Raw genomic sequence first — 23,136 nt, 5'->3', positions numbered from 1 at the left:
CCGGAGTCAGCCGACACTCAGCACGCCCTTCACGGAAAATGAGCTCGCACGTTCACTGCCGCGCTCGATCTACCAGCGCATGCCGAGGTGGTCGAGGTCGGCTCGGCGTTCCGTACTGAGCTTGGCCGCCCTTTTGCGGACGTTGTCGAGCCAGGCGCCGAACTTGACCCCCACGGGCTCTCCAGCACCTGCCTGACGGCTTCCCGGCCCCGCAATACCCTCCGCTGCTCCTTCCAGGTGCTCGGTGTGCTTGCGGGGTACGCGTAGATGTCCCTCCCGGGCATGGAACTGCCGTGCCGCTGCCAGATTGACCGCCCACATGTCGTCCTGCGTCCGCTTCACCGGCCGTTCTGCTTCCTGGGCGGGTTCGATTCCGAGGACGTTGTCCAGGAGCCATTGCTGTGCGGGCAGGAGCTGTTCCCACCCGTGCCGCTGCGCCGACACCCAGCGTCCGAGGTCTTCGCCCTGCACGATCACCTTCCCGGTCGCCACCGGCAGGGCTCCGCCGTTCTGGAGCAGGTTCTGAACGAGGCGGAAGCACCGCTGCCACCCGGTGTCCCATGCAGGGCACCATCCCGGGTCGATCTTGTCCAGCGCTGCGCGCCGTGCCTCGGTCAGCGCGCCCGCGCTGGAAGCAACGGGGAGGCCGGCCTGTCGCCGCTGCGCGTTCTGTTCCCCTGCCCGGGCGGCGAAGCGTTGGTTCTTGGTCCAGGTCCCGATCGGGTATCCGTCCCATACCGCGGTGGTGGGCGGCAGCAGATGACCGTGGGCGGCTGCCCAGGCGCGGGCGGCTGTGAGGCCTTCCTCGAACGCGATGTCCTGGTGAGACCACACCATGCCCAGCCCGTCGAGCTGTTCCACCCGCCCCGCATCCAGACGCCCGGCCTTGTGGTTTTTCCGCTGGTCGGCGAGCCACGTCCCCAGCGGGAACCCGGCCGGGACCCAGTCGTCCGGGGTGATGTAGCCGTACGGCACCCGCAACTGCCCTGCCCCGGTGTCCTTCACGTACCGCACGCAGGCCTGGATACCGCGTCGCCAGAACGTGTTCTCCGGCTCGATGACCCGCAGCTTCACGAATTGCGCCAGCAGCGCGGGATCCCGGGGTGTGCTGAACTTCAGCAGCTCCCGCGCGGGCACACTCGGCCCCCGCTCACCTCCGACACTTCCCGCTCAGCTACCGTCTTGCCTTCCTCGGCACCCTCCGGGTACCAACTCCCGCTGCGGATACGGGGGTCCGCGAGGTGTTCGATGGTGTCGGTGTCGTGTGCCCGCAGCGCTGAGAGGACCTTCGCGAGGGTGCCGTAGGCGTCCGAGGTCAGCATTTCGTCCGGTGTTTCACCCGGTGCGAGGAATACAGGAACGACCAGAGAAGCGATCTTCCCTTGACCGGGCTTGATTCTCAGGGCGCGTCCGACCATTTGCACGATATCGATCACCGACCCCCGAGCGTCGCAGAATGCGACGGAATCACAATTCGCCGTATCGACACCCTCACCCAGCACCTTCACCGAGCTGAGAACCCGCAACGCCGCCGGCACCAACCCCTTCCCCGACCGCTCACCACCCCTGCTGCGCCCCCCGACGCCACGCTCGACCAGCTGCGCCTGGTTCTGCTGCACCCACTACCCGCAGCACCTCACACCCTCGCGCTCGGCGGGTCCCGCCAGGTGCTGCGGGACCAGACCGTCCGCTTCGGCTCGGTCCGCTACTCGACCCCGCCAGGCCTGGTCGGCCAGGAAGCCTGGGTCCGCGCCGATGGCGAGGAACTCGTCATCGTGGTGGACCTGTCCCGGCTCGCGCACCGACCGGAATGGATGCAGGGCCCGGCCGGGCTGACGGAAGTCGCCCGGCATCCCCTGTCCCTGCCCGGACGGCCCGTCATCGACCTGGCGCACTATCCCAACCATCCGCAGGAGATGGACGGCTCCCCGCGCCAGCCCAAACCCAAGCCCGCCAACGACGCCGAGGCAGCCTTCCTCGCGCTCGGACCCGGGGCGAAGTCCTGGCTGATCGAGGCCGGCGCCGCGGGCACCACCCGGATCCGGGTGAAGATGGCCGCCGCCGTTGAGCTCGCTGCCCTCATCGGTGCCGCCGAAGTCGACCTCGGCCTCGGTCTCGCGGCGACCGCGGGACGGTTCGCCGAGGACGACCTGATGTCCATCGTCCAGCACCGCCGGAACGGCACCCGCACCGCCGACCTCGTCGTCGCCGACGAGTCCCACTCCGTCCAGCCAGGCACTTCCGCCTGGGCCGACTTCGGCCGTCGGCCTTCCTGATCCACCGGTCCCGGGCCGCGAAGCGGCCCGGGACCGGCAAGCCCGAACAGTCCGCCGCAGAAAGGCAGTCGATGATGAACACCACCGCTGTTGCTGATCCACCCGAAGTGGTTCCGGCCCCGTCCCCGGTCCCGCCGTCGCCGGCACCGCCGCCGATCCCCATCGAGCTGGAGGCCGTCCTGAAGCGGATGCGGTTTCCGTACTTGCGCCGGGCGGTCCCCGAAGTCCTCGCCACCGCCCGATCTCAACGCTGGGACCCTGCCGAAGTGGTCCGAATCCTGCTGGAGGAAGAGATCAAGGGCCGGGACGAGGCGACCCGCCGCAACCACCGCCAGCAGGCCCAGCTCCCGTCGGGCAAGACCTTCGACTCCTGGCGCGAGGCCGACTCCTCCATCCCGGCCCCGACCCAGCAGGCCCTGATGACGCTGGAATGGATCGGCCGCGCGGAAAATCTGGCTGTCGCCGGGCCCTCCGGCACGGGCAAAAGCCATCTCGCCGAGGCCCTGGCGAACAAGGCCATCGACGAGGGGCTGAAGGTCTCCTGGTTCACCCTCGAATCGCTCACCGCCCACCTGGGCCGGGCGACCGTCGACAACACCGTCTCCAAGGCCGTCGCGAAGATCACCCGATGCGACCTCATCATCATCGACGACATCGGCATGCTGCCCTCCGGACAGGCCGCCGCCGAAGCGTTCTACCGCGTCATCGACGCCGCCTACGAACGCCGGTCCGTGATCGTCACCTCGAACCTGCACCCCTCAGGCTTCGACTCGATCATGCCCAAGACCCTGGCCACCGCCGCCGTCGACCGGCTCCTGCACCACGCCCACATCGTCCTCACCGAAGGCTCCAGCCTGCGGCTGACCCAGGCCACAACCGGCCAGGGCGTCGTCCCGCTGAACCAGCCAGGCCAGAGCGCGTCTCCTTGATGGGTTCGTCGGCTGACCAAAGAGACAGAACCTAGGATTCCCCGGCCTCCTCGACGTTGGCGACCATCCTGCGCAGCACCTTGAGCGCGGCCACGTACTCTTCATCACTGATGCCCTCGTGGACCACGGCGCGCAGCTCGGTCACCAGCTCGCGCAGCCGCACCCTGGCAGCCTCCCCGGCATCGGTAAGCTGCAGGCGCTGCCCGGCGTCGATCCGGAGCCAGCCGCGGTGGAACAGCTGGTCGATGACACGAGCGATCTCATGCGGCCCGTCCGCGAGGGGCGTCAGCTGGATGACGACCTCCTCGCGACTCGGCGCCGCGGGGCCGCCGTTTACCCGGTTGAGCACCCAGTACTGCGGCTGCGTGACGTCGATCCTGGCCATAGCGTCACGCAGATGCCGGGTGACGGCTACGTGGGCGAGGCCACTCCAGTAGCCAATGGGCTGGGTGGCCAGCATGTCGTCGGTGGCGGCCGGATCAGCCGGCGCCTGGTCGGTGGTGATGTCAGTCAGCGGTCCCATGATCGCGACGCTATATCCCCCAACGCTCACACACCTCCATCCGAGGGACGAATAGTCGTACAGGGCAGGGAGGTCAACTGTCCGCGCACAAGGATCTGAGATGTCCGCTCACCCGGACGGCCGGCTCTGTCGTGACTTCCATGATCTCGTCTTGTTGATCTTCAGTGGGTGAGGAGTACGCGTTTGCGGAGGAGGTCGTGCTTCGCGCGGCCGAACATCTGCCGCTTCAGCATCTTGATCCGGTTGACGTGGCCCTCGACAGCACCGGAGTTCCAGTGGAGGGTGAGGCCGGCCATGACGGCGTCCCAGTCCTTGCGGAGCCCGGATGCGAATCCTCGCAGCTCAGGGTGCTGACTCTGCTCGGCATCGTGAGTCCATCGCTCGAGTTTCTCCTGGCCCTGGCGGTGGACGAGGATCTCGGCGAAACGCGCGACGAGATAGCAGGCGGCGTCCAGGTCGCTGCTGCGGTCTCGGAGTTCTTTGAGGACGACGCGGTCGGGTTCGAGCCGGTTGTCGGGGTGGGTGAGGATCAGTCCGGTCACCTCCCGGACCTTCGGGACGGGCGGGCGAGTGGTGGGTTTGGCGTTCTCTTGAAGCCGCAGGAGGAAGCGGCGGACGGTCCGTTCGCTGACGCTGAGTCCCCGGTCTGCGAGTTCGCGGTGGAGGCGGCTGGTGCTGGTGCAGCCTTCAGCCCATCGGGCGGCGAGGTAAGCGGCATGGCCGTCGAGGCTGCTCTGCCGGCCGGTGGGGCTCGAGCCGATCAGCTCGTCGGCGGTAGTCGCGCGCATGTTCTTCCGGACGGTCTTGGGGTCGAGACGGAGTTCAGCGACGATGCCGCCGATGCTCATCCCTCTGTTCATCAGCGCGTGGACTGCGGCGTGACGCGCGCGGATACGCTGGGCACGCAGGCCCTCCGGTTTCTCCGGCACGGTGACCTCGGGTTTCTCCGGCGGGGGCGGGGTCCATTGCGGGCGGAGCCGGGTGACAAGCCGCGCGGCGGCGTCGCCCAGGTTCTGCCACAAGTGAAAGCGGTCAGCGACCTGGACGGCGTCGGCGGCGCCCTGGTCGGCGCCTTCGGCGTAGTAGCGGGCCCGGTCGCGGCAGATGACCTCGACGCCGGGGTGGCGGGTGAGCCAGCTGGCCAGCGCGTCGGCGGACCGTTCGGGAAGCAAGCCCACTGGCCTGCGGTTTTCCATGTCGATCAGCACGGTGCCGTAGTGGTGGCCTTTCTTGAGCGCGAAGTCGTCGACACCCAGGACCCGCACCGGGCCGACTTCGGGGTCGGGCAGTGCCCGGATGAGCCGCAGCATCGCGTCCTTGCCGAGTCCGATCGCCCGGAGCTCGGCGAGGCGGGCGCCGGCCCGGCCGCCGAGGGCCAGTGCGATGACCTCCCGGATGGTACGTAACAGCGTGGTGCACCGGCCGTGCCGAAAGGTCAGCCCCGGGATCTGCTCGGCGAACGTCTTCTTCGGGCAGTCCGAGCTGCCGCAGAAGAACCGGCGAACCCGCAGGTGAAGGATGGTCTGCTGGTTCGATATCGCCGTGTCGGACATCTTCCGCTCGTAGCCGCTGTGCACTCGCTTCGACACCGTGCCGCAGCCGGGACAGGCCGCCGAGGGCTGCCGCCCTCGTGCCTGAATCCGGACCATACGGCCCGTCGCCCGGACCAACTCGACCTGGAGGTGGGCGAAGTGCGGGAAGAGAACGGCGAACAGATCGTCAACAGACACCCGGAATGATCACGAGCAGAGAAGATCAACATCTCGAGTCTCACGGAAATCGCGACAGAGCCACGGCCCGCTGTCCGTTGACAGCCCGGTCCCACGACTGGGACCATCCCCGCGGGTGCGGGGAGCAGAAGCCGGACCAGGCGCTTGGCGAACCCGGTGAGGGACCATCCCCGCGGGTGCAGGGAGCAGGCTCCGCGACCTGCGGCTTTATTGCCGGGGAACGTGGTTTTCCCACACTTTCGTTGATTCCCGCAAAGCGGGCATACATTGTCGATTCTCTCGTGCAAGCGTCAGGCCACGGCAACTCAAAGCGGCCATCTTAGAGCCTGCCCGTCTGTTCTCGCGGAGCTGTGCACGGATCGGAAGTCGATTTCTTGAATCTTCGTCATATAGGCATCCTGCAGCAGTATTTGCCTGTATTCATCTGGCATGACGGGTGAGGGGAAGTCCGGCTCGGGCCTGCGTGGCAGGCTCGACGGGCCGGTTCTGACGGTGTGGGCGAAGTACGACAGGGATTCCGACGGGTGGCTGCCGCTGTGGCGGCACATGGAGGACAGCGCCGCTGTTGCCGGCCTGTTGTGGGACAGGTGGCTGCCCGCGAGCGTACGGGGGCTGATCGCCTCGGCGCTGCCCGGCGGCGAGCTGGATGCGCGGCGGCTTGCCGTGTGGTTGGCGGGGGTGCACGACATCGGGAAGGCGACGCCCGCGTTCGCCTGCCAGGCCGAACCGCTCGCGAACCGTATGGATGCGCAGGGGCTGAAGATGCGCTCGCGGCAGTCCATGGGACCGGATCGCAGGATCGCGCCGCACGGGCTGGCCGGGCAGGCGTTGCTGGGGGAGTGGCTGCAGGAGCGGCACGGCTGGGCGGTGAAGCAGACCGGGCAGTTCACGGTCGTCGTGGGAGGGCATCACGGGGTGCCTCCGGAGCCCGGGGAGATCGCTGCGCTGCACAAGCACGGCCGGCTGCTGCGTACCCCGGGGCCGAGCCGGGCCGAGTGGCGGCGGGTGCAGGACGAGCTGCTCGACGCGTGTGCCGACGAGTACGGAGTACGGGATCGGCTGGACGAGTGGCGGTCGGTGAAACTGCCGCAGCCGGTGCAGGTGTTGCTCACGGCCCTGGTGATCGTCGCCGACTGGGTCGCCAGCAACGCCGACCTTCCCGTACTTCCCGCAGGACGTCGCCCGCAGCAGCGAGGAGCGCGTGGCTGCGGCCTGGCACGGACTGGACCTTCCGGCGCCCTGGTGCCCGGACGACCCCGAGGGCGACGCTCAGGAACTGTTCGCCTCCCGCTTCGGGCTGCCGCCGGACGCGAAGGTCCGGCCGGTGCAGGAAGCCGCCGTCGAGCTTGCGCGGACGATGGACGAGCCGGGGCTGATGGTGATCGAGGCGCCGATGGGGGAGGGGAAGACCGAGGCCGCTCTCGCGGTCGCCGAGATCTTCGCCGCCCGCTCGGGTGCGGGCGGTGTCCTCTTCGCGTTGCCGACCATGGCCACGGGCAACGCGATGTTCCCCCGCCTCCTGGACTGGCTCAAGCGGCTGCCCGGAGCCGAGGACGCCCGGTACTCGGTCCTGCTCGCCCACTCGAAGGCCGCATTGAACGAGGACTTCGCCGAGCTGATGCGCGAGAGCGGCCACCGGATCGTTGCCGTCGACGTGGACGCGCCCGAGCAACGACGGTGGCGCCCCTCGGACAAGATGCGGTCCGCACCCGCCGAGCTCGTCGCGCACGCCTGGCTGCGTGGCCGCAAGAAGGCCATGCTGTCCTCCTTCGTCGCGGGAACCGTCGACCAGCTGCTGTTCGCCGGGCTCAAGAGCCGATCACCTCGCAGGGCCGGGCAACGGCCATCACGATGGATGTTCACGGGCATGTTGACGCTGCCGACAGCGCCGACGCCTTCATCCCGCCGGGTGAGGAACTGGGGCAGGTCTGAGGCTCCGGATCAGGCGACTTCCGTCTCGCGTTCGATGGCCTTGAGGCGGTTCTTCAGCCGGTAGCTGGGACCGTTGATGGCGACGACTTCGCAGTGGTGCAGGAGGCGGTCGAGGACCGCGGTGGCGAGGACTTCGTCGCCGAAGACCTGGCCCCATTCGCTGAAGGTCTTGTTCGAGGTCAGGATGATGGAGCCCTTTTCGTAGCGCTTGGAGATGACCTGGAAGACCAGGTTTGCCTCGGCGCGTTCGAGGGGCTGGTAGCCGACTTCATCGACCACGAGAACGCTCGGCCGCAGGTAGAAGCCCAGTTTGCTGGTCAGGCGCCCTGCCGCCTCGGCTGCCTTGAGGTTGCGGACCATGTCGTCGAGGCTGGTGAAGTAGATCGAGTATCCGGCCCGGCAGGCCGCGACCGCCAATGAGATCGCGATGTGGGTCTTGCCGACGCCGGGCGGCCCCAGCAGGGCGGCATTGGCCTTTGCTTCGACGAAGGACAGCGGCCAGGTCTTTGACCTTGCGGGGGTCGAGCTCGGGCTGGAACGAGAAGTCATACTCATCCAGCGTCTTGTGGTGCGGCAGCCGAGAGAGCCGTAGGCCCTGGCGGAAGCGGCGGTCGTCACGGACGGCGAGTTCCTCGGAGAGCACCAGGTCGAGGAAGTCGAGGTAGCCCATCTTTCCCTCGTCCGCCCGCCGCGTGTACTCGTTGATGGTTTCCGCCAGGTGGGGCAGGCCGAGCTTGGCCGCCGTGGTGCGGATGCGGTTGCCGGTCAGCTCGCTCAAGACGATTCCTTCGTCGCTCGGTTGGTGGTGAATGGACGGGTCCCGGTCAGCTCGTCATAGACCGACAACGGTCGGCGGCCGACCTCGATGCGGGTCGCCGCAGCCCGGTTGAGGAGGGCTTGCAGCGGTCCGGTCTCCTCGCCCAGCGGGCGTTCGTGACGCGGCCGGGGCAAGACGTCGCCGGTGGTGGTCCGGCGCCCTTTGCCGGTGGGCAAGCCGTCCCAGTGCTGTTCCTCGACGACACGGACCCCGCGTCCGACGGCCCGTGGGTGCGTGGCCAACAGCGTCTCGCCGCTGGAGTCGGCAACGGTGGAGTGCAGCATGACCTGTGACTTCGTGGCCCTGATCTCCACCAGCTGACGCGGTCGGACCTTACGGGCCGGGACCGAGTAGAGGTTCCCGCCGAAAGCGACCAGGCAGTCCTTGCCGACCGGCCGCAGATGACGCTCGGCCACCAAAAACGGCGTTGGCGGCAGCGGCTTGAGAGCTGCGTGGTCCCGGGCGGCACGATGCCCGATCACCTCGCGGTGCGTCTTGTGGATCTGAGCCCGCCGCTGCGGCACCCAGGCGGCGAACGCGGCATCCATCTCCTCGACGCAGGAGAAGGCCCGGCCGGAGAGAACGTGGTCGCGGACGATCAGCACCTGGCGTTCGACGCGGCCCTTGCCCTGGGTCCGGGAGGCGGCCAGCACATCGATGTCGAAGTCGTAGTGGCCGGCAAAGCCGACCGCCTCCGGATGCAGCGGAACCGCCTCACCCGGGGCGACGTGACGGCGCACGACCGTCTTGGTCCGGTCGTAGACGATCGTCATCGGCACCCCGTTGAAGTGCGCAAATGCCCGCCGGTGGCAGTCGAAGAACGTCTGCAGGTCCAGGCTGGTGGTGAAGCAGCAGAACGGATCACGCGAGTACGACAGCACCATGTGGAAGGAGTAGACCTTCGGAATGCCCAGATGAGCGAGGACCTTTCCCTCATCGCCCCAGTCCACCTGAGCCTGAGCACCCGGGATCACCTCGAACCTGCGGTGCATCCCCGCCAACTCCCGTGGGTGATCCCCAGTTCCTCCGCGATCCGCGGGCGGGCCTCCTGCACGTAGAGCTTGACCCGCTGGTAGTTCCCGGTGAACCCGTACTCCGTGGCCAACCGCTCATGAATCACCGTGGCCTTCATCAGGACCTCGGCCCGCAGCATCGCGTCGATCAGCGGAGCAACCTCGTCGACCACCCGCCTGCGCGGCTGACCACTCGCCGTCCGGCGCGGCGGCGCAGACGAGTCAGCAGACAGGTACTTGCTGACCGTTCGCCAGTTCAGCCCGGTCTCCTTGGCGACCTCCGACAGGCTCATCGCCCCGGACTCCACCAGGCCGCGGAAGCGCCGGAGCTCCAGCCAGCGCTGCGGGTCCAAGACCATGGCCCACCCCTCTCTGCAACCTTGGACAACAGGCAGCAGAATGTTGGGGGCCGACTCTCAGCGCATCAAGAACTCTGTACGTTCATCCGTACGCGGCTATGCGCGTTCACATGTACGCCGACAAGGGGCTCAGCGCGGGCACCCGGTCGCGGTTCACCGCCGGTCTCGGCACCTTGATCGTCCTCCAGGTGATCCAGCCCTCCTACGGTTGGCTCTTCGGCAGCCGCCTTCTGGCGTCTACGACGCCTACCGTCGGCACAACCAGTCGGCGCTGTTCGCCAAACTCAAGTGGCGTGTCGGCGGCCAGCGCTGCGACGAGCACGCGACCGAAGCCCTGAATGTGCTCACCCGCATGAGCATCGTCACCGGCAAGGACCTGCTGGCCTTTGACCTGGAGGACCTCACCGACTACGCGCGGGCCCGTCGGGACAACGGCCGCACAGTGACGGCCCTGCCCCTCGCATACGACATCCTTCACGCCGTCGGTGGTCTGAAGGACTCGCCACCGACCCTGCGCGAGGCCCAGGCCCGCGGTCGGCTCACCCCCGCCGAGCTGATCGACCGCCATCCGATCGCCCACCGCGCGGTCCGCGACATGCTCGTCCACTACATCGTCGAGCGATCCGCCGTCCTGGACTACGGCTCCCTGGTCAACCACGCCCAGATGCTGGCCGATCTGTTCTGGGGCGACCCGCAACGCCACCACCCCGCGATCTCCTCGCTCAATCTGCCTGACGAGGTGGCCCAGGCATGGAAGCAACGCGTCCGGGTCCTGCCCGACGGGCGACCGCGCCGCACCGCCCACGCTGTGTTCCTGGCCGTCCGCTCTTTCTACCTGGACCTCTCGCAGTGGTCGATGGAGGACCCGGCCCGCTGGGCGGCCTGGGCGGCGCCCTGCCCGATCAGCGAGGCCGACATCCGCGGCTACATCAAGGAAACTCGGCACCGGCAGGCGCGAATGCAGCAGCGCACCCGCACCCTGGTCCCCGTCCTGCCGCAGCTCGTCCGCGCTGCCGAGGCCCGGCTGCAACGTGCCACGCTGCTGCTGCAGGCCACCCGCTCCGCGAAGCCTGGTGAGGAGTTCACCGTCGAGGGCTCGCAATATCGACGCACCGGCCGGGACGGCAGCCACTGGCGTCCCACCGCACTGTTCCTCGCCCCGGTCGACGAGCCGGGGTCGCGGTTCGATGCCGAATGCGAGGAGAACAACGCGTTCTGGACCTGGGCGAGCATCGAGGTTCTGCGACGCACCGGGGCCAGGATCGAGGAACTGCTGGAGCTCACCCACCTGAGTCTGCGTCAGTACCAGGCACCGACCGGCGAGACGGTGCCATTGCTGCAGATCAGCCCGTCCAAGACCGACCGCGAGCGCGTCACCCCCGCCGACCCGGACCTGGTCGCGGTCCTGGCCCGGATCATTCGCCGCATCAAGGGCACCGGCGAACGAGTGCCGCTGCTGACCCGGTACGACGGCTACGAGCGGGTCTTCGGCCCACCGATGCCCCACCTGTTCCAGTGCCCCTCCCAGCACCGGCTGCAGGTCATCTCCCCCAACCGGATCCGTGAGCTCCTCACCGAGCATGCGCTGCGGTCCGGCATCGTCGACGTCGACGGGACACCGCTGAGGTTCACGCCGCACGACTTCCGCAGAATCTTCTCGACGGAGACGGTCAACGGAAGCCTGCCGATCCACATTGCCGCAAAGGTCCTTGGCCACCTCGATCTCAACACCACTCAGGCTTACGTCGCGGTCTATCCCGAGGAGGTCATCCGCCACTACCGGCAGTTCGTCGACCAGCGCCGGACCCACCGTCCCAGCGAGGAGTACCGCGAGCCCAGCGACACAGAGTGGCAGGATTTCCGGGACCACTTCAGCCTCCGCAAGGTTGCCCTCGGCACCTGCGACCGGCCCTATGGGACACCCTGCCAGCATGAAAACGCCTGCTTCTCTGAACTACCGGCGGCAGCGGGTCAGCGGCCGCCGGTAAACCAGTGGCTCTGCGTGGACGAGCCTCGTAGCTTGTGCGTTCGTGACTGATGATCCGCAGATGCGCCCGAACCGACACGATCTCGGCCGAGTATTCAACGAGGTGCCGGAACTCTACGACCGGGTCCGGCCGGGATACCCCGACGAACTGTTCGCGGACCTTGGCGCCATCACCGGCATGGACGAAAGGTCGTCGGTGCTGGAGGTGGGCTGCGGTACCGGTCAGGCGACGCGCACGCTGGCAGCGCTCGGATGCTCAGTGACCGCCGTTGAGCCGGGCACGGACATGGCCGCACTCGCTCGCCAGCGGATCGCCTCCTTTCACAACGTCGAAGTCGAGACGTCGACCTTTGAGGAGTGGGACGACTCTGCTGCGCAATTCCTGGGTCAGGCTGTGAGTCGGTAGGCGAGGCGTTCGAGCCGGCTGCTGCGGGTGTGATGCTGGTCGTGTCCGGTCCAGTGGGCGTCGAGTCTGATCACGTTGAGTGCGGTGGCGGAGAAGGCGTGTTGGAGGCGGACTTTCGGTAGCCCGCGGTAGCGGGCCCGGCGTATGCCGGTGATGTCGAGGGCTTGATTGATAGTGCCTTCCACACCCGCTCGCAGGGCGTACTTGGCCTTCCACGTCTCGGTCTTCTGCTCGGCGCGGGCCTGGGTGAGGGCTTCTTCTGGCTCTCTGGGGCGCAGGGTGAGCATGCGGCGGCCTTTCGCGGAGCTGGTGCATTGGTCGCGGAAGGGGCAGGGGCGGCAGGTGCGGACGCCGAAGGTGATGACGATCGTGTCCGTTCCGTGCTGTTTCACGGGGTTCCAGTGCGCGCTGGTCTTGCCGGCGGGGCAGCGGACCTGGCGGGCCCTCCAGTCGATGATGAAGGCGCTCTTGTCGAAGCCGGCGTGGGCCTTGGCCTGGGCGGAATGATCCAGCAGAACCGGGGTGACCATACGGGTGCCCTGTTTCAGCGCGGCGGCGATGAGGTCGGCGGATGGATAGCCGGAGTCGAGGTAGTGCTCGGCGGGCCTGATGCCGTGCTCGGCCAGGCGCTGTTGGACCGGGGCGGTCGCTTTCACATCGGGCACGGTGGCATCGGTGGTGCACACGTCCGTGATCAGATTCGGTGCCGCCCGGACACCGGCTTCGGCTTCGGCTTCGGCTTCGGTGGGAGTGTCGCGGGTCTCGGTGAGATGGACCTTGTAGCCCATCCAGAACAGGCCCTCGCCCTTGGCCGCCCAGCGTGCGTCCGCGTCGTAGGGGAGGCGAGGCGGCGATGACCGGGCGGGACACCCTCGTCGTCGGCGGCCCGCTTCTTGATCACCTCCCGTCCCCTGGTGTCGGTGCTCAGGTAGTACGTCTGGACGAGGATCTGCCGCAGGATCTGTACGGACTCGATCTCACGGATCCATGGGGGTGTGCCGGGTGACCAGGCCGCCCGGCACAACGCCAGCGCGTCCTGGCCGAAGACCTGCGCGAGCCGGTCGCGTTTCGTCTGCGAGGCGGGCATGCGCCAGCCGTCCACCCGCGGCCCGTACCGGTGAGCGAACTCGGCGACATCGACCTGCCCGGCCAGCCACGACGGCGCCGCGACAGCCAGGGCCTCCAGCGCCGCCCGCACACTCTCCCCGGCCAGCTCGAGGCGGTTCAAGTCCCGCACCGCACTGATCACATGGGTGGAATCGGTCCGCTGCCTGCCCCCGGCCGCGACCAGCCCCTCCTCCACGCAGTACTCAAGGAGACGGTCGAAGACCACCCGTTCCATGCCGTTGTCGGACAGGCGGGAACGGAACCGGCTCAGCACACTGGCATCGAAGCCGGTGTCCGTCAGCTCCGCCCCGAGCGCGTACTTCCAGTCGATCGCCCGCACCGCCATCGCCGCGGCCTGCCGATCGGTCAGATCCTCGGCGAACTGCAACACCGTGACCAGGCACAACACCCCCGGAGACAAACCCGGAGCCCCACGCACCCCGAACGCCGACGCGAACGGCTCGTCCGCGAAAACCTCCGCGAGCCGGTCTCGCACCCGTATCGCCAGGCTCCCCTGCGGGAACGCCGCCCGCGCCACCATCACGGTCTGCTCCGGGACTTCCGGCAGCCCCTCCGGCCGCATCGACATCCACACCACCCCCACGGCCGCACGACAGGACAACGACCGTACAGACGATCATCCCGTGCCCACCTTCACCCCCGCACGGAATTGCGCAGCAGAGTCTGGGACGACCGCGGTCGACGCTTCGATGTTCTCGTGGCTGCATCGTCTTGGCACTGGGTCGACCCGTCGATTGGCTGGCAGCGGGCGCACGCCGTGCTCTCTCCCGGGGGTTGGATGGCGCTGCTCGGCCACGTCGTTGTCCGTCGGCCGGGAGAACCGGAGGTGTATGCCGAGACCGCCGATCTGCACGAGCGGTTCTGTCCCGGCAACCCCGGCTGGGGTCATCCGCCGCTGGAGGACGACGTGCGCACCACCGACGAGGGTTGGGGCCTGGTCGACGATCCCGGGGGATTGTTCGGCCCAACGATCGTGCGCTGGTATCCAACCGTTCAGTGGTTCAACGGGGACGGCTTTGCCGATCACCTTCGCTCGTTGTCGCTGTACCGGAGGCTCGACCGCGACGTCCGTGAGCCCCTTCTCGACGCCATCGCCGAGCGCATCCGCACGCGGATGGGCGATCGAGCATCACGCCGTTATCTGAGCGTCCTGCGGGTCGGACGCCGCGCCGAGTGAGGCCAGGGACCGATCTCTGAACTACCGGCCGCGGCCTAATCAGCAGTTGGAGAGGACTCTTTCGTCTCCCGCCTGCCGAGGGCGATCTGGCCGAGGGCCGGCATGCCGAGGCTGACCGTATTGGATCGGCGGGTCACCTCGGCGTCGAGCTGCGCGAGCTTGTCCTGGGCGCCGGCGAGGCTGACCTGCAGGCCCTCCACCTCGCCGAGCCAGCCTTCGAGCTCGGCCTCGGCGATGCGGGCGATCAGGTTGTCACGGATGTCGGCGAGCCGTGCCCGTTGGGCCGTGTCGGGTCGAAGGAGTGAGCATCTGACACAGGCGTGTTCATGGACACAAGGAGACCCGAAGGCGCGTGCGCAGGTGCCGATGGACACCTTCCGTTTCTCGAAGTGGGCCAGGAAGGAGTCCCACTCCTCCGCGGTTGGGGTTCGGTATTCTTCGCCTGGGCGAGAGGCTCGGCGGCAGGCGATGAACGCTCGGTGGGCCTCGATCGTCTCGGCAGGGTAGACCGCTTTGTACCCCATCGTGGTCTCGATGCTTCTGTGCCCGCAGATCACCTGGGCGATGTGCGGCGGCAGGCCGTTCATGATGGCGTCGGTGACGAAGATCCTCCGGAAGTCATGGGGCGAGAAGGTAAGCGCCTCGCCGTCGGCGCTGGTCAGGCCGGTGGTGGACAGGGCGTTGATCAGCAGTTTTCGGATCGCGGTTGGCGTGAATGCGCGGTGTTCGGAGCCGACATCGCGCTGGAACAGCAGCGGCATCGGCGGGTTCCAGACCTTCTCGCGGACGTCGTAGGAGGCCACCAGCGGTATCGCCCCGTCGGGGCCGCGCAAGCGGCTGATGATGGCGCTGAGGACGTCTGCGAGTTCCGGGCTGACCAAGAGGAGTCGTTCGGTGTCGGTCTTGGACGGGGCGATCTGCAGCAGCGGTACGACTTCGCCGGTGGACGGGAGCCGGTACTGGGTGACGCTGTGGTGCGTCAGCTCCAGGAGTTCCTCGTTGCGGATGCCGGTCAGACGGAGGACCTCGATCGTGGCGAATGCCCAGAATGCCTCCTCTTCTTCGTAGGTCAGGTTCCGTCGCCGTCCGCCGGATGCCGTCTCTTCGGCCCAGGTGAGGTGGCCCGCCGCCGTGGGGGCGATGGCTCTGCGCAGCGACCCGTCGGTGCCGGGGATCAGCGCCCCGGGCTCGGTGTTCCTCGCCACCTGGAGCAGGTCGGCGGCCGCGCGTCGCCGACGGTCGGCGGTGCTGGTCAGAACGGGCAGGACGGGTAGTCGCTCGCGCGTGCGCTGGTCCATCCGGGCTTTGCGTCGTCTGCGTTCCTTCGCCTTGCGGATCTCGTCGTCGCTGATGGGACAGGGCACGGCCCATGGCGCCCAGCGGCCTGGTTCCTCGGCCGCCCACTGCGCGATGTCGAGGTAGAAGGCCCGCACTCGCATGAGCTCGTCCTTGGCATTGAGCCGCGGACTGGAGACCTCGATGCTGCTACCGTCGGGGCCGGTGACGGTGCGCTTCTTGACCTTCAAGTCCTCCTTCCAGGCGCGGGCCACGGTTGGTGGCAGCCGCAGCGAGTCAATCCCCGGCGCCAGGGCTTCTACCCGGGCCCAGAACAGTCCCGCGAGCGTGCGCGAGACCGCGTCGAGGCTGGCGAAGTCCAGCGCAGGCTGCCGCTCCCTCAGGTAGTCCACGATCAGATCGCGAACCGGCCGGCACTGGATCCGGTAGCGATCCACCAGCTCTTCGATGCTCAACTGGCCGAGGGCAAGACCGAATGCCCGGATCGTTGCCGGGGAGTCCTCGGGGAAGATGCCCAGGGCGCGCAGCCGCAGATAGAAGTCGACCTTCTTCTGCCCGCCACGGGCATGCACCCGGCGCTGGGCGTCGACCAGTTCCACGCAGTCGCCGACCGCGATGTCGCGGATCTGTCCGCCCTTGCAGGCCAGCAGGGTGGCGATGCGTGTCGCGGCGATCTGGGCGTCCTTGCGCGAGCTCGCCGGCCCGGACTCGGCCAGATGGTGCAGGCGCGCGAACCCGTCGGGGTCCCGGACCTTGGCCATGACGGAGGCGAGATACCGATGGGTGCGGGTAAGCATCCAGGGCAGACCAGGTCGGATGACGTCCCCGCAGATCAGCATGAGCAGCCCCGAGGACAAGTCATCGCGGTCATGTGACGGCGAGTGACCGCGCTCGCGCAGCCACCGCAGCGGAAGATCCACCCAGGCAGCACCGGGGAGATCCTCCGCGCCGCTGGCCCTCCACCGTTGCTGCCAGGTATCTCCCGGCAAGCTCGACAGCCAGCGCAGCAGCTTGGCCACCCCGCGTCGACGACCGGCTCGGGTCCCATTGGCCGCCGAGTCGAATGGCGGCGCGGTCAGCCGCCGCAGCGTCTCCTCCAAAGGCTGTGCCGTGTACGGCCACCACAGCTCTTCCGCCCGGGCCGGAAAACGCGCCCGCAGATAGCTGTTCCTCGCCTGCGCCTGCTCCGCCGTCGCATTCGTGGCCTCCAACGGCTTGCGCGTCACGTGTTTGACAACCGCGGTCATGACATCCGGCCGAACAAGACGTCCAGCGACGCTGGGTTGTAGCCCGGCGCCGGAGGCGGCGGCACCGGCTGGCTGCGCTCACGGGCCTGACGCTCGTGATGGGCCAGCACCCCCGCCACGACTTCGTCCTTGCGCGGCGTCAGATACACCTCCGTGGCGGACAAATGCGCATGTCCGAGCACCCATTGCACATCAGCCAACGTCAACTTCGGGTCGCGCACCATGCGGACGGCCGCACTGTGTCGTAGATCGTGAAGGGTCCAATCGGCGCCGAGCGAGGCGTTGACCCGCTCGAACATTCGGTGTGCACCGTGATAGGTCAGCGGCCGAAACGGGCGCCGCCGTGTCCACCACACCGGCTGGGTGCGACCGCGTGGCACCTCGCCGTGTACCTCCTGCTGATAGAGGCGCAGCCACACGAACGCGTCCGCCGACGCCGGCACCTGCTGCACCGCCCGCGAGCCCTTTCGCACCACACTGATCAACTGCTGGCCGGGGTCGATGTCGCGCTGGCGGATGCCGATCAGCTCCGATGCGCGTACTCCGGTGGAGATCCAGATCGCGACCAGGGCCCGGTCGCGGTGGGAGGGCAGCGCAGCGAACAGCTCGTTGAACCACTCGTCGGGAATCGAGCGCGGGATCCGCTGCGGAAGGCTGGGCCGGTAGCGCCCCACCCGCTCGGGCTTCCAGCCGTCCATCGGGTTGTGGTGCGCGTGCGCCCGGCCGGAGCGACGTGACAGATCGAGTGGGAACGGGTTGAGCAGCGGGCCGGACCCCGCGTCGCGGTGGATGTCGTAGAACCGTCGCAACACCGTCTCGCTGTGCGCGACGGTAGTCGGCGCGTAGCCAGGCCCGGCCGACGGCTTCCCAGTCACCGGGTTCGGGGAGCCACTGACCTGGGCCGAACGTCGAGCCGCCGTCTTGCCCCGTCTCGGCTTGACCACCAGCTGAATCCAGCGACTGAAATCCCTGGCCTCCGCTCGGGTCGCACCGTCCCAGGGAATGTCCAGTGCCTGCAGGAAACGCCACCACCGAAGCAGATCCATCCCATAGGAGCGGACCGTCGACGGAGCTTTCCCTGCGGCCAACAACTCCTGGAAGTAGACGGCGACCGCCTCCACGGTCACACCGTCGGGATCGAGGAGCCGATAGGGCTCGTACCGGTTGCCGGTTTCCATCAGCCGGCCCCACCGAGGAACCACCAGTGCCGCCAGGTCCCGTCCGGGAGCATCGTTCATCACGACCGGTGACCGTAGCGACCGAAGACCCCATCTGCCCCCTGAACTGCACAATCCCCGTAGTTCGTTCAGTCAACGGGGCGTCAGGTGCCCCATGCTCCGGCTGGACCTGACCCAGGAGCCCCGGCTGCTGGAGATCAAGACCAACACCCGCCAGCGTCTCGGCGAGGCCCAGCGGATACAGTGGCTCGGCGAGGTCGCCGGCCTGCAGGAGAGCTTGAGGCACATCGCAGACAAGAAACAGCAGGCCGAACGCCTACGTGCCCAAGCCGGGCATGGTGAAGCCGGAGTCGCATCGCTCGGATAGGCGATCACTCATCGGCGATGATCTGGGCCTTCAGCTTGCGCCGTTGCTCGATGTCATCATGGCGGGTGTGAATTCCTCCGTCGCAACACCCAATGCCGACCTAGTCCATGCCCGTTGGCGTGCCCGGGAGGCGCCCCACGGAGACTTCATCATGTTCCCCGACGGATCTCTGTCGGTGATGAGGCTCATGCGCTTCTCCCCCGCAGATCAGCTCCATGACATGCGGGCCGAGAACTGGTCTTGGTGGGAGGTCCTCCGGGCCACCGCGTGGACCCCCAGTGACTGGATGGACGTCGATACGACGTTTGCCTCATGCACCTACGCCGGAAGCCGTGCCCTTGCCGGTGAATCATCGGACCACGGCAGTATCGGCTGGGTCGCCCTGACTCGGGACGATGACCACCACACCTTGGAATGGCTCGCGGTCTCCTGCTCGTCCAATCCGTTCGCCGAAGTCGCCTTGGATGGAAGCACGGTGACCGCCACCAGCACCCTGGGCCGTATCTGGACCTTTCCCCGAAACGCCCCGCAACAGGTGAAGATCACTGAGGATCCTACCTACCCCTGGCCCTCGCTGACTCAACCACTCAGTCCCGCCAGCTGAAGCCCAAGCTCCACTCGGACATTGGGGGTGCGAAGTACAGAGAAGGGTCTATGCCTCGCAGGCCCAGGAGTCGTTCATGGAAGGCCATGTCGAGGCGTTCAACGTCCTGGGCGGTGTCCCGTCCCGGCACATCCGTTACGACAACCTGAAGCCGGCGGTCAACCGGGTCTGCACCGGCCGCAGCCGGGTGGAGTCGGAGCGGTGGACGTCCTTCCGGTCGCACTACGGGTTCGACGCGTTCTACTGCATCCCGGGCCAGGAGGGCGCCCACGAGAAGGGCGGGGTCGAGCAGGAGGGCGGCCGGTTCCGGCGCACGCATCTGGTCCCTGTTCCCGACGTCGTCTCGCTTGAGGCCCTCAACGGACGGCTGCGGGAGATCGACGCGGAGGAGGACGAACGGCTGCTGTCCGGGCGGCTGACCAGCGTCGGGTTCAACTTCGTCTCCGAGACCGATCTCCTGCTGCCGCTGCCGTTCGAGGAGTTCGAGTGCGGCATCACGCTGACGCCGAAGGTCGACCGCAGCAGCCGGATCACCGTCCGCCAGTGCCACTACTCGGTCCCGGCCCGGTTTATCGGCCAGAACGTGCGGGTCCTGCTGCGGGGCAACGAGCTGCTGGTGTTCGAGAAACGGGAGATCGCCACCCGTCATCCCCGGCTGACCAGGCGCGGAGAGTTCCGCGACGAGCTGGACCACTACCTGGAGATCCTGCTGGCCAAACCGGGGGCGATGGCCGGTTCGACCGCGCTGGTCACCGCGCGGGAGAACGGCTCGTTCACCGAAGTGCACGAGGCGTTCTGGGCGGTGGCCCGGTCAGCCCACGGGGACGCGGCGGGGACCCGGGCGCTGATCGAGGTTCTGCTGTTGCACCGGCGCATGCCCGCGGCCGCGGTCCAGCAGGGCATGGCCGCCGCGATCCGGGCGGGCGCCACCACCGCGGACGTCGTCGCCGTCGAGGCCCGCAAGGCTGCCGCGCTGGTCCCCGAACCGGCCGATGACAGTGCCGAGGAGATCGAGCCGCCGCCCCGGGCGGAGCCCAGCGGGGTGGTCTCCCTGACCGCCCGCAGGGTCCAGCTGCCCGAGGACAAAAGGCCGTTGCCGACGGTCTCGCACTACGACCAGCTGCTGAAATGCCAACCGAAGGGCACCGCATGACCACGACCGACACCGCCACCCAGATTCCCGTGCCCCGGCGCGACACCGGGCCCGAGGAGGCGGTCGACACTGCGATCGACGAGGCTTGCCGCACGCTCCACCTGCCCACGATCCGCAGCCGGGTCCAGGACATGGCCGGCGAGGCGATGCGCCAGCGCTCCAGCTACAAGGACTTCCTGGCCGACCTGCTGGAGGCCGAGTGCGCCGAGCGCGAGGAGAGGCGCAAGTTGCGGCTGGTCAGGGAAGCGAACTTCCCCCGTCCCAAGCGGCTGGAGGACTTCGACTTCGAGGAGAACCCCAACGTCACCCCGGAGCTCGTCGGAACCCTGTCGGACCCGGCCTGGGGCAGGGCAGGGCAGCCGCTCTGTCTGATCGGTGACTCCGGCACAGGGAAGTCCCACCTGCTGATCGGGATCGGCACCGCCATGGCCGAGGCGGGGCTGAAGGTCCGCTACACGGCTACGGTCAACCTGGTCAACGAGCTGGCCGAGGCCGCGGATGAGAAGAAGCTCTCGCGGGCCATCGCCCGCTACGGGCGCGTCGATCTGCTCTGCCTGGACGAGTTCGGGTATCTCGACCTGGACAAGGCCGGAGCGAAGCTCCTGTTCCAGATCTTCACCGAGCGGGAGGAACGACGCGCTATCGCGATCGCGTCGAACGCACCGTTCTCCGGGTGAAAGCAGACCTTCACCGACCCCCGGCTCTGCACCGCGATCGTCGACCGCGTCACGTTCAACGCGCACATCGTCGAGACCGGCACCGAGTCCTACCGGTTCACCCAGACCCAGCGCAGGCGGCGCCGCAGCTGACTCTTACCTCGACCCTCGGCAAGGCTGTGTCCCACCAGTCTCCGTTTGAGGCCGCAGGTGATCGCTCGATGGGAGAATCGGGTCCGTGACGATCGGATCTGGGGACTTCGAACTGACCATGGACGAACTGCGTGTCGTCGCCCACTACGTTCTGGAGAGCGCTGAGGAAGTTCTTCCTGTGTTCGAGGACGCCAACCCCGGCGATCCTCGGCCTCGTGCAGCCATCAACGCCGCACAGCAGTTCGTGAACGGCGCGAGAAGGACCAAACTTCAGCGCATCACCTCCTTGGATGCCCATCGGGCGGCAAAGGAAGCGACCACGGAGGCCGCACGGCTCGCTGCACGCGCCGCCGGAGATGCCGCCTCTGCGGCCTACCTCCATCCGATCGCGAAAGCCACCCAAGTGGGTCATATCCTCAGAGCCGCTGCAAGCGCCGCGCGCGTTGGAGAATTGAATGCGGACGATGATTTCGCCGTCGGGCTCCGGCTGATCGAGGAGGCTCGACGACGCGCCACACCCGTCCTGATCGATGTTCTGAGCAGATACCCTCTGGCGCCGACGGGCAAGAGCCGTGCTGCACAGCTCATGACCATTCTGGACGCGTCCCTGCGCATGCCCCGCCAAGCTGAAGATTAGTTACGGCACCGCAGCTAACCCTCGTCGACAACCGCGGCCGACCTCCCTGACGGGAGGCCGGCCGCAGCCGTTCCGGGTCCGGCCGCCCGGTCCCAGTGCCGGCCGAACCAACGCCCGTTCTCGTCCAGCCACCGCGGACACTGGGCGGTCCACGGTCTGAGTCGAGCCGGGTCGGCAGCCTCCACGCACCTGTCGGGGGCACGCTGACGGCAGGCTGACCGAGGCTTCCAAACTACCGCGAGACCCCACCCCCAGGGCCAGCGGAACCACTCGATCGAAGTGGGGCCAAATCACCTTGCTACAGGGGCGTGAATCACACCGCCTCACGCCCCCTCCAGCCCAACCACGGAGCCAGAAAACTTCCGTCGACCGGAGCCCAAAAACGTCCTTAGAAACAGTCCCACTGAGTGCACTCACCCGGCGGAGGATTCAGCCTGCTCCCCGCGCCCGCGGGGATGGTCCCTGGCCGGCACTCGGCCGGTCCACGGTGATCACCTGCTCCCCGCGCCCGCGGGGATGGTCCCGCGAGGCAGGCGCGATACCCGTCCTCTACGACTACCCCTTCGGCCGTGGCATCGCCGAGGGCTATCTGACGGACTACCGCCTCTACGTCGTCGGGATCCGCGAGAGCGAGGCCCGCGCCCTGTTCACCGACCCCGACCGCGAGTACGTGGAAGGCCCCGGCGCACCCAGCCTCCAGACCCTCGTCGCCCAGGCCGCCCTCATCCGGGCCGCCCAGCACCACGGTGTCCGCCGCGCGGTGACCTTCCACCACAGGGTCGCCGACGCCGCCGAGTTCGCCCGTACCCTGCCCGCAGCCGTCCGCCGCCTCGCCCCCCGGCTGCCGGTCCCGGACACCGCCCACGTCCACGGGGGAATGGACCACGGCCTGCGCGACAAGATCTTCGGCAGCCTGCGCAACCCGCACCCCGGCACCTGGTCGACCATCTCCAACGCCCGCTGCCTCGGCGAAGGCACCGACATCCCCGCGATCGACGCCGTCCTGTTCGCCCACCCCAAAACCAGCGGCGTCGACATCGTCCGGGCCGTCGGCCGCGCCCTGCGCCCCCACCTCGACGCCCCCGGCGAATCCACCGAGACCGTGCCGATCACCGTCCCCGAGGAAGACGGCGAGATCGGCGACCTGGACGCCGGCGCCTACACCACCCTCTGGCAGATCGTCCGCGCCCTGCGCGCCCACGACGAACCGCTCGGCATCGCTCTCGACACTAGCCGCGCCCACCTGCACTCGACGGACGACCCCTCACTCCCGGCGAAGATCACCGTGGAGCTCCCGGCCGGAACCGCCGACCGGCTGCTTGCGCAGGTACGGCTGCTGATGGTCCGCCAGGTCACCTCCCCCTGGTGGGAGGGATACGGCCATGCCACCACCTACCGCGAACAGCACGACGACCTCGACATCCCCGCCGACCACGTCACCGACAATGGCCACCGGCTCGGCCAGTGGATCCGCAACGCCCGCCACCACCTCCGCAGGGGATGGATGTCCGCCGACCGCATCACCGCCCTGGACCGGCTCGGCATGATCTGAGACACCGACCAGCACC

Annotated in this window: 18 protein-coding genes and 4 pseudogenes; 12 read left to right on the top strand and 10 right to left on the bottom strand. The window is 68.1% G+C overall.

Going from position 1 to position 23,136, the window contains the following annotated elements:
• Positions 1-69 precede the first annotated feature (69 nt).
• On the bottom strand, positions 70-1,137 hold the full coding sequence (locus tag OG520_RS00525) for a helicase associated domain-containing protein (RefSeq protein WP_406011735.1): 1,068 nt from the start codon (positions 1,135-1,137) through the stop codon (positions 70-72).
• Positions 1,116-1,619, bottom strand: a complete 504-nt coding sequence (locus OG520_RS00520) for a helicase-related protein (RefSeq protein WP_406011734.1) — start codon at positions 1,617-1,619, stop codon at positions 1,116-1,118. The genes OG520_RS00525 and OG520_RS00520 overlap by 22 nt, the downstream gene beginning before the upstream one ends.
• Between OG520_RS00520 and OG520_RS00515 the strand changes: the two genes are divergently transcribed.
• Together OG520_RS00515 and istB (OG520_RS00510) are read left to right on the top strand one after the other, a co-directional pair.
• A complete protein-coding gene (locus OG520_RS00515) occupies positions 1,599-2,276 on the top strand; it encodes a Mu transposase domain-containing protein (RefSeq protein WP_406016382.1) in 678 nt (225 codons plus the stop codon). The two genes, OG520_RS00520 and OG520_RS00515, sit on opposite strands and share 21 nt — an antisense overlap.
• A 71-nt stretch (positions 2,277-2,347) precedes the next feature.
• Complete coding sequence (gene istB, locus OG520_RS00510; RefSeq protein ID WP_406011733.1) at positions 2,348-3,205, top strand: IS21-like element helper ATPase IstB; 858 nt, start codon at positions 2,348-2,350, stop codon at positions 3,203-3,205.
• A gap of 31 nt (positions 3,206-3,236) precedes the next feature.
• Here istB (OG520_RS00510) and OG520_RS00505 read toward each other — a convergent pair whose 3' ends face one another.
• Positions 3,237-3,728, bottom strand: a complete 492-nt coding sequence (locus tag OG520_RS00505; RefSeq protein WP_145766610.1) for a MarR family winged helix-turn-helix transcriptional regulator — start codon at positions 3,726-3,728, stop codon at positions 3,237-3,239.
• A 161-nt stretch (positions 3,729-3,889) separates the two neighbouring features.
• Positions 3,890-5,458 carry an ISL3 family transposase gene (locus tag OG520_RS00500; protein ID WP_406011732.1) on the bottom strand — a complete coding sequence of 523 codons (1,569 nt, stop codon included), beginning with the start codon at positions 5,456-5,458 and terminating at the stop codon, positions 3,890-3,892.
• A gap of 429 nt (positions 5,459-5,887) precedes the next feature.
• Between OG520_RS00500 and OG520_RS00495 the strand changes: the two are divergent.
• Positions 5,888-7,277 (top strand): annotated as a pseudogene (locus OG520_RS00495) (CRISPR-associated endonuclease Cas3''); the annotation flags it as partial.
• 122 nt (positions 7,278-7,399) lie between these two features.
• Here the strand turns inward: OG520_RS00495 and istB (OG520_RS00490) are convergent.
• Positions 7,400-8,168 (bottom strand): annotated as a pseudogene (gene istB / locus OG520_RS00490) (IS21-like element helper ATPase IstB).
• Positions 8,165-9,579, bottom strand: a pseudogene (istA, locus tag OG520_RS00485) (IS21 family transposase). Before istA ends, istB (OG520_RS00490) begins: the two co-directional pseudogenes overlap by 4 nt.
• 208 nt (positions 9,580-9,787) lie before the next feature.
• On the opposite strand from istA, the gene OG520_RS00480 reads away from it, so the two are divergent.
• Both OG520_RS00480 and OG520_RS00475 read left to right on the top strand, forming a co-directional pair.
• The gene (locus tag OG520_RS00480; RefSeq protein ID WP_406011731.1) at positions 9,788-11,617 is read left to right on the top strand and encodes a tyrosine-type recombinase/integrase; all 1,830 of its coding nucleotides are present in this window, start codon (positions 9,788-9,790) and stop codon (positions 11,615-11,617) included.
• Complete coding sequence (locus OG520_RS00475) at positions 11,610-11,972, top strand: class I SAM-dependent methyltransferase (RefSeq protein WP_406011730.1); 363 nt, start codon at positions 11,610-11,612, stop codon at positions 11,970-11,972. The genes OG520_RS00480 and OG520_RS00475 overlap by 8 nt, the downstream gene beginning before the upstream one ends.
• Here the strand turns inward: OG520_RS00475 and OG520_RS00470 are convergent.
• Together OG520_RS00470 and OG520_RS00465 are read right to left on the bottom strand one after the other, a co-directional pair.
• The gene (locus OG520_RS00470) at positions 11,954-12,760 is read right to left on the bottom strand and encodes a transposase (protein WP_331737218.1); all 807 of its coding nucleotides are present in this window, start codon (positions 12,758-12,760) and stop codon (positions 11,954-11,956) included. The genes OG520_RS00475 and OG520_RS00470 overlap by 19 nt on opposite strands.
• Positions 12,667-13,668 carry a transposase gene (locus OG520_RS00465; RefSeq protein WP_331737214.1) on the bottom strand — a complete coding sequence of 334 codons (1,002 nt, stop codon included), beginning with the start codon at positions 13,666-13,668 and terminating at the stop codon, positions 12,667-12,669. The genes OG520_RS00470 and OG520_RS00465 overlap by 94 nt, the downstream gene beginning before the upstream one ends.
• Positions 13,669-13,878: 210 nt before the next feature.
• On the opposite strand from OG520_RS00465, the gene OG520_RS00460 reads away from it, so the two are divergent.
• The gene (locus tag OG520_RS00460; protein ID WP_406011729.1) at positions 13,879-14,277 is read left to right on the top strand and encodes a hypothetical protein; all 399 of its coding nucleotides are present in this window, start codon (positions 13,879-13,881) and stop codon (positions 14,275-14,277) included.
• Between the two features lie 35 nt (positions 14,278-14,312).
• On the opposite strand, the gene OG520_RS00455 is transcribed toward OG520_RS00460, so the two are convergent.
• A complete protein-coding gene (locus OG520_RS00455; RefSeq protein ID WP_406011728.1) occupies positions 14,313-16,820 on the bottom strand; it encodes a tyrosine-type recombinase/integrase in 2,508 nt (835 codons plus the stop codon).
• Positions 16,817-17,998, bottom strand: coding sequence for a tyrosine-type recombinase/integrase (locus OG520_RS00450; protein WP_406011727.1), 1,182 nt, complete (start codon positions 17,996-17,998; stop codon positions 16,817-16,819). The genes OG520_RS00455 and OG520_RS00450 overlap by 4 nt, the downstream gene beginning before the upstream one ends.
• A gap of 154 nt (positions 17,999-18,152) precedes the next feature.
• On the opposite strand from OG520_RS00450, the gene OG520_RS00445 reads away from it, so the two are divergent.
• The 6 genes and pseudogenes from OG520_RS00445 to OG520_RS00420 all read left to right on the top strand — a co-directional run bounded on the left by OG520_RS00445 (position 18,153) and on the right by OG520_RS00420 (position 23,120).
• The gene (locus OG520_RS00445; RefSeq protein ID WP_406011726.1) at positions 18,153-18,365 is read left to right on the top strand and encodes a hypothetical protein; all 213 of its coding nucleotides are present in this window, start codon (positions 18,153-18,155) and stop codon (positions 18,363-18,365) included.
• Positions 18,334-18,969, top strand: coding sequence for a hypothetical protein (locus OG520_RS00440; protein ID WP_406011725.1), 636 nt, complete (start codon positions 18,334-18,336; stop codon positions 18,967-18,969). Before OG520_RS00445 ends, OG520_RS00440 begins: the two co-directional genes overlap by 32 nt.
• 76 nt (positions 18,970-19,045) lie before the next feature.
• Positions 19,046-20,122, top strand: coding sequence for a Mu transposase domain-containing protein (locus OG520_RS00435; protein WP_406011724.1), 1,077 nt, complete (start codon positions 19,046-19,048; stop codon positions 20,120-20,122).
• A pseudogene (gene istB / locus OG520_RS00430) lies at positions 20,098-20,931 on the top strand (IS21-like element helper ATPase IstB). Before OG520_RS00435 ends, istB (OG520_RS00430) begins: the two are co-directional and overlap by 25 nt.
• Positions 20,932-21,016: 85 nt before the next feature.
• Positions 21,017-21,568, top strand: coding sequence for a putative immunity protein (locus tag OG520_RS00425; RefSeq protein ID WP_406011723.1), 552 nt, complete (start codon positions 21,017-21,019; stop codon positions 21,566-21,568).
• Between the two features lie 487 nt (positions 21,569-22,055).
• Positions 22,056-23,120 (top strand): Helicase associated domain protein, encoded by a 1,065-nt coding sequence (locus tag OG520_RS00420; protein ID WP_406011722.1) that lies wholly within the window; start codon positions 22,056-22,058, stop codon positions 23,118-23,120.
• Positions 23,121-23,136 lie beyond the last annotated feature (16 nt).

The sequence above is a fragment of the Streptomyces sp. NBC_00984 genome (assembly GCF_045162475.1).
In the GTDB taxonomy this organism is placed as follows: Bacteria; Actinomycetota; Actinomycetes; order Streptomycetales; family Streptomycetaceae; genus Streptomyces.
The sequence above is the reverse complement of the archived record's forward strand: the minus strand, read 5'-3'. Positions and strand labels throughout refer to the sequence as shown.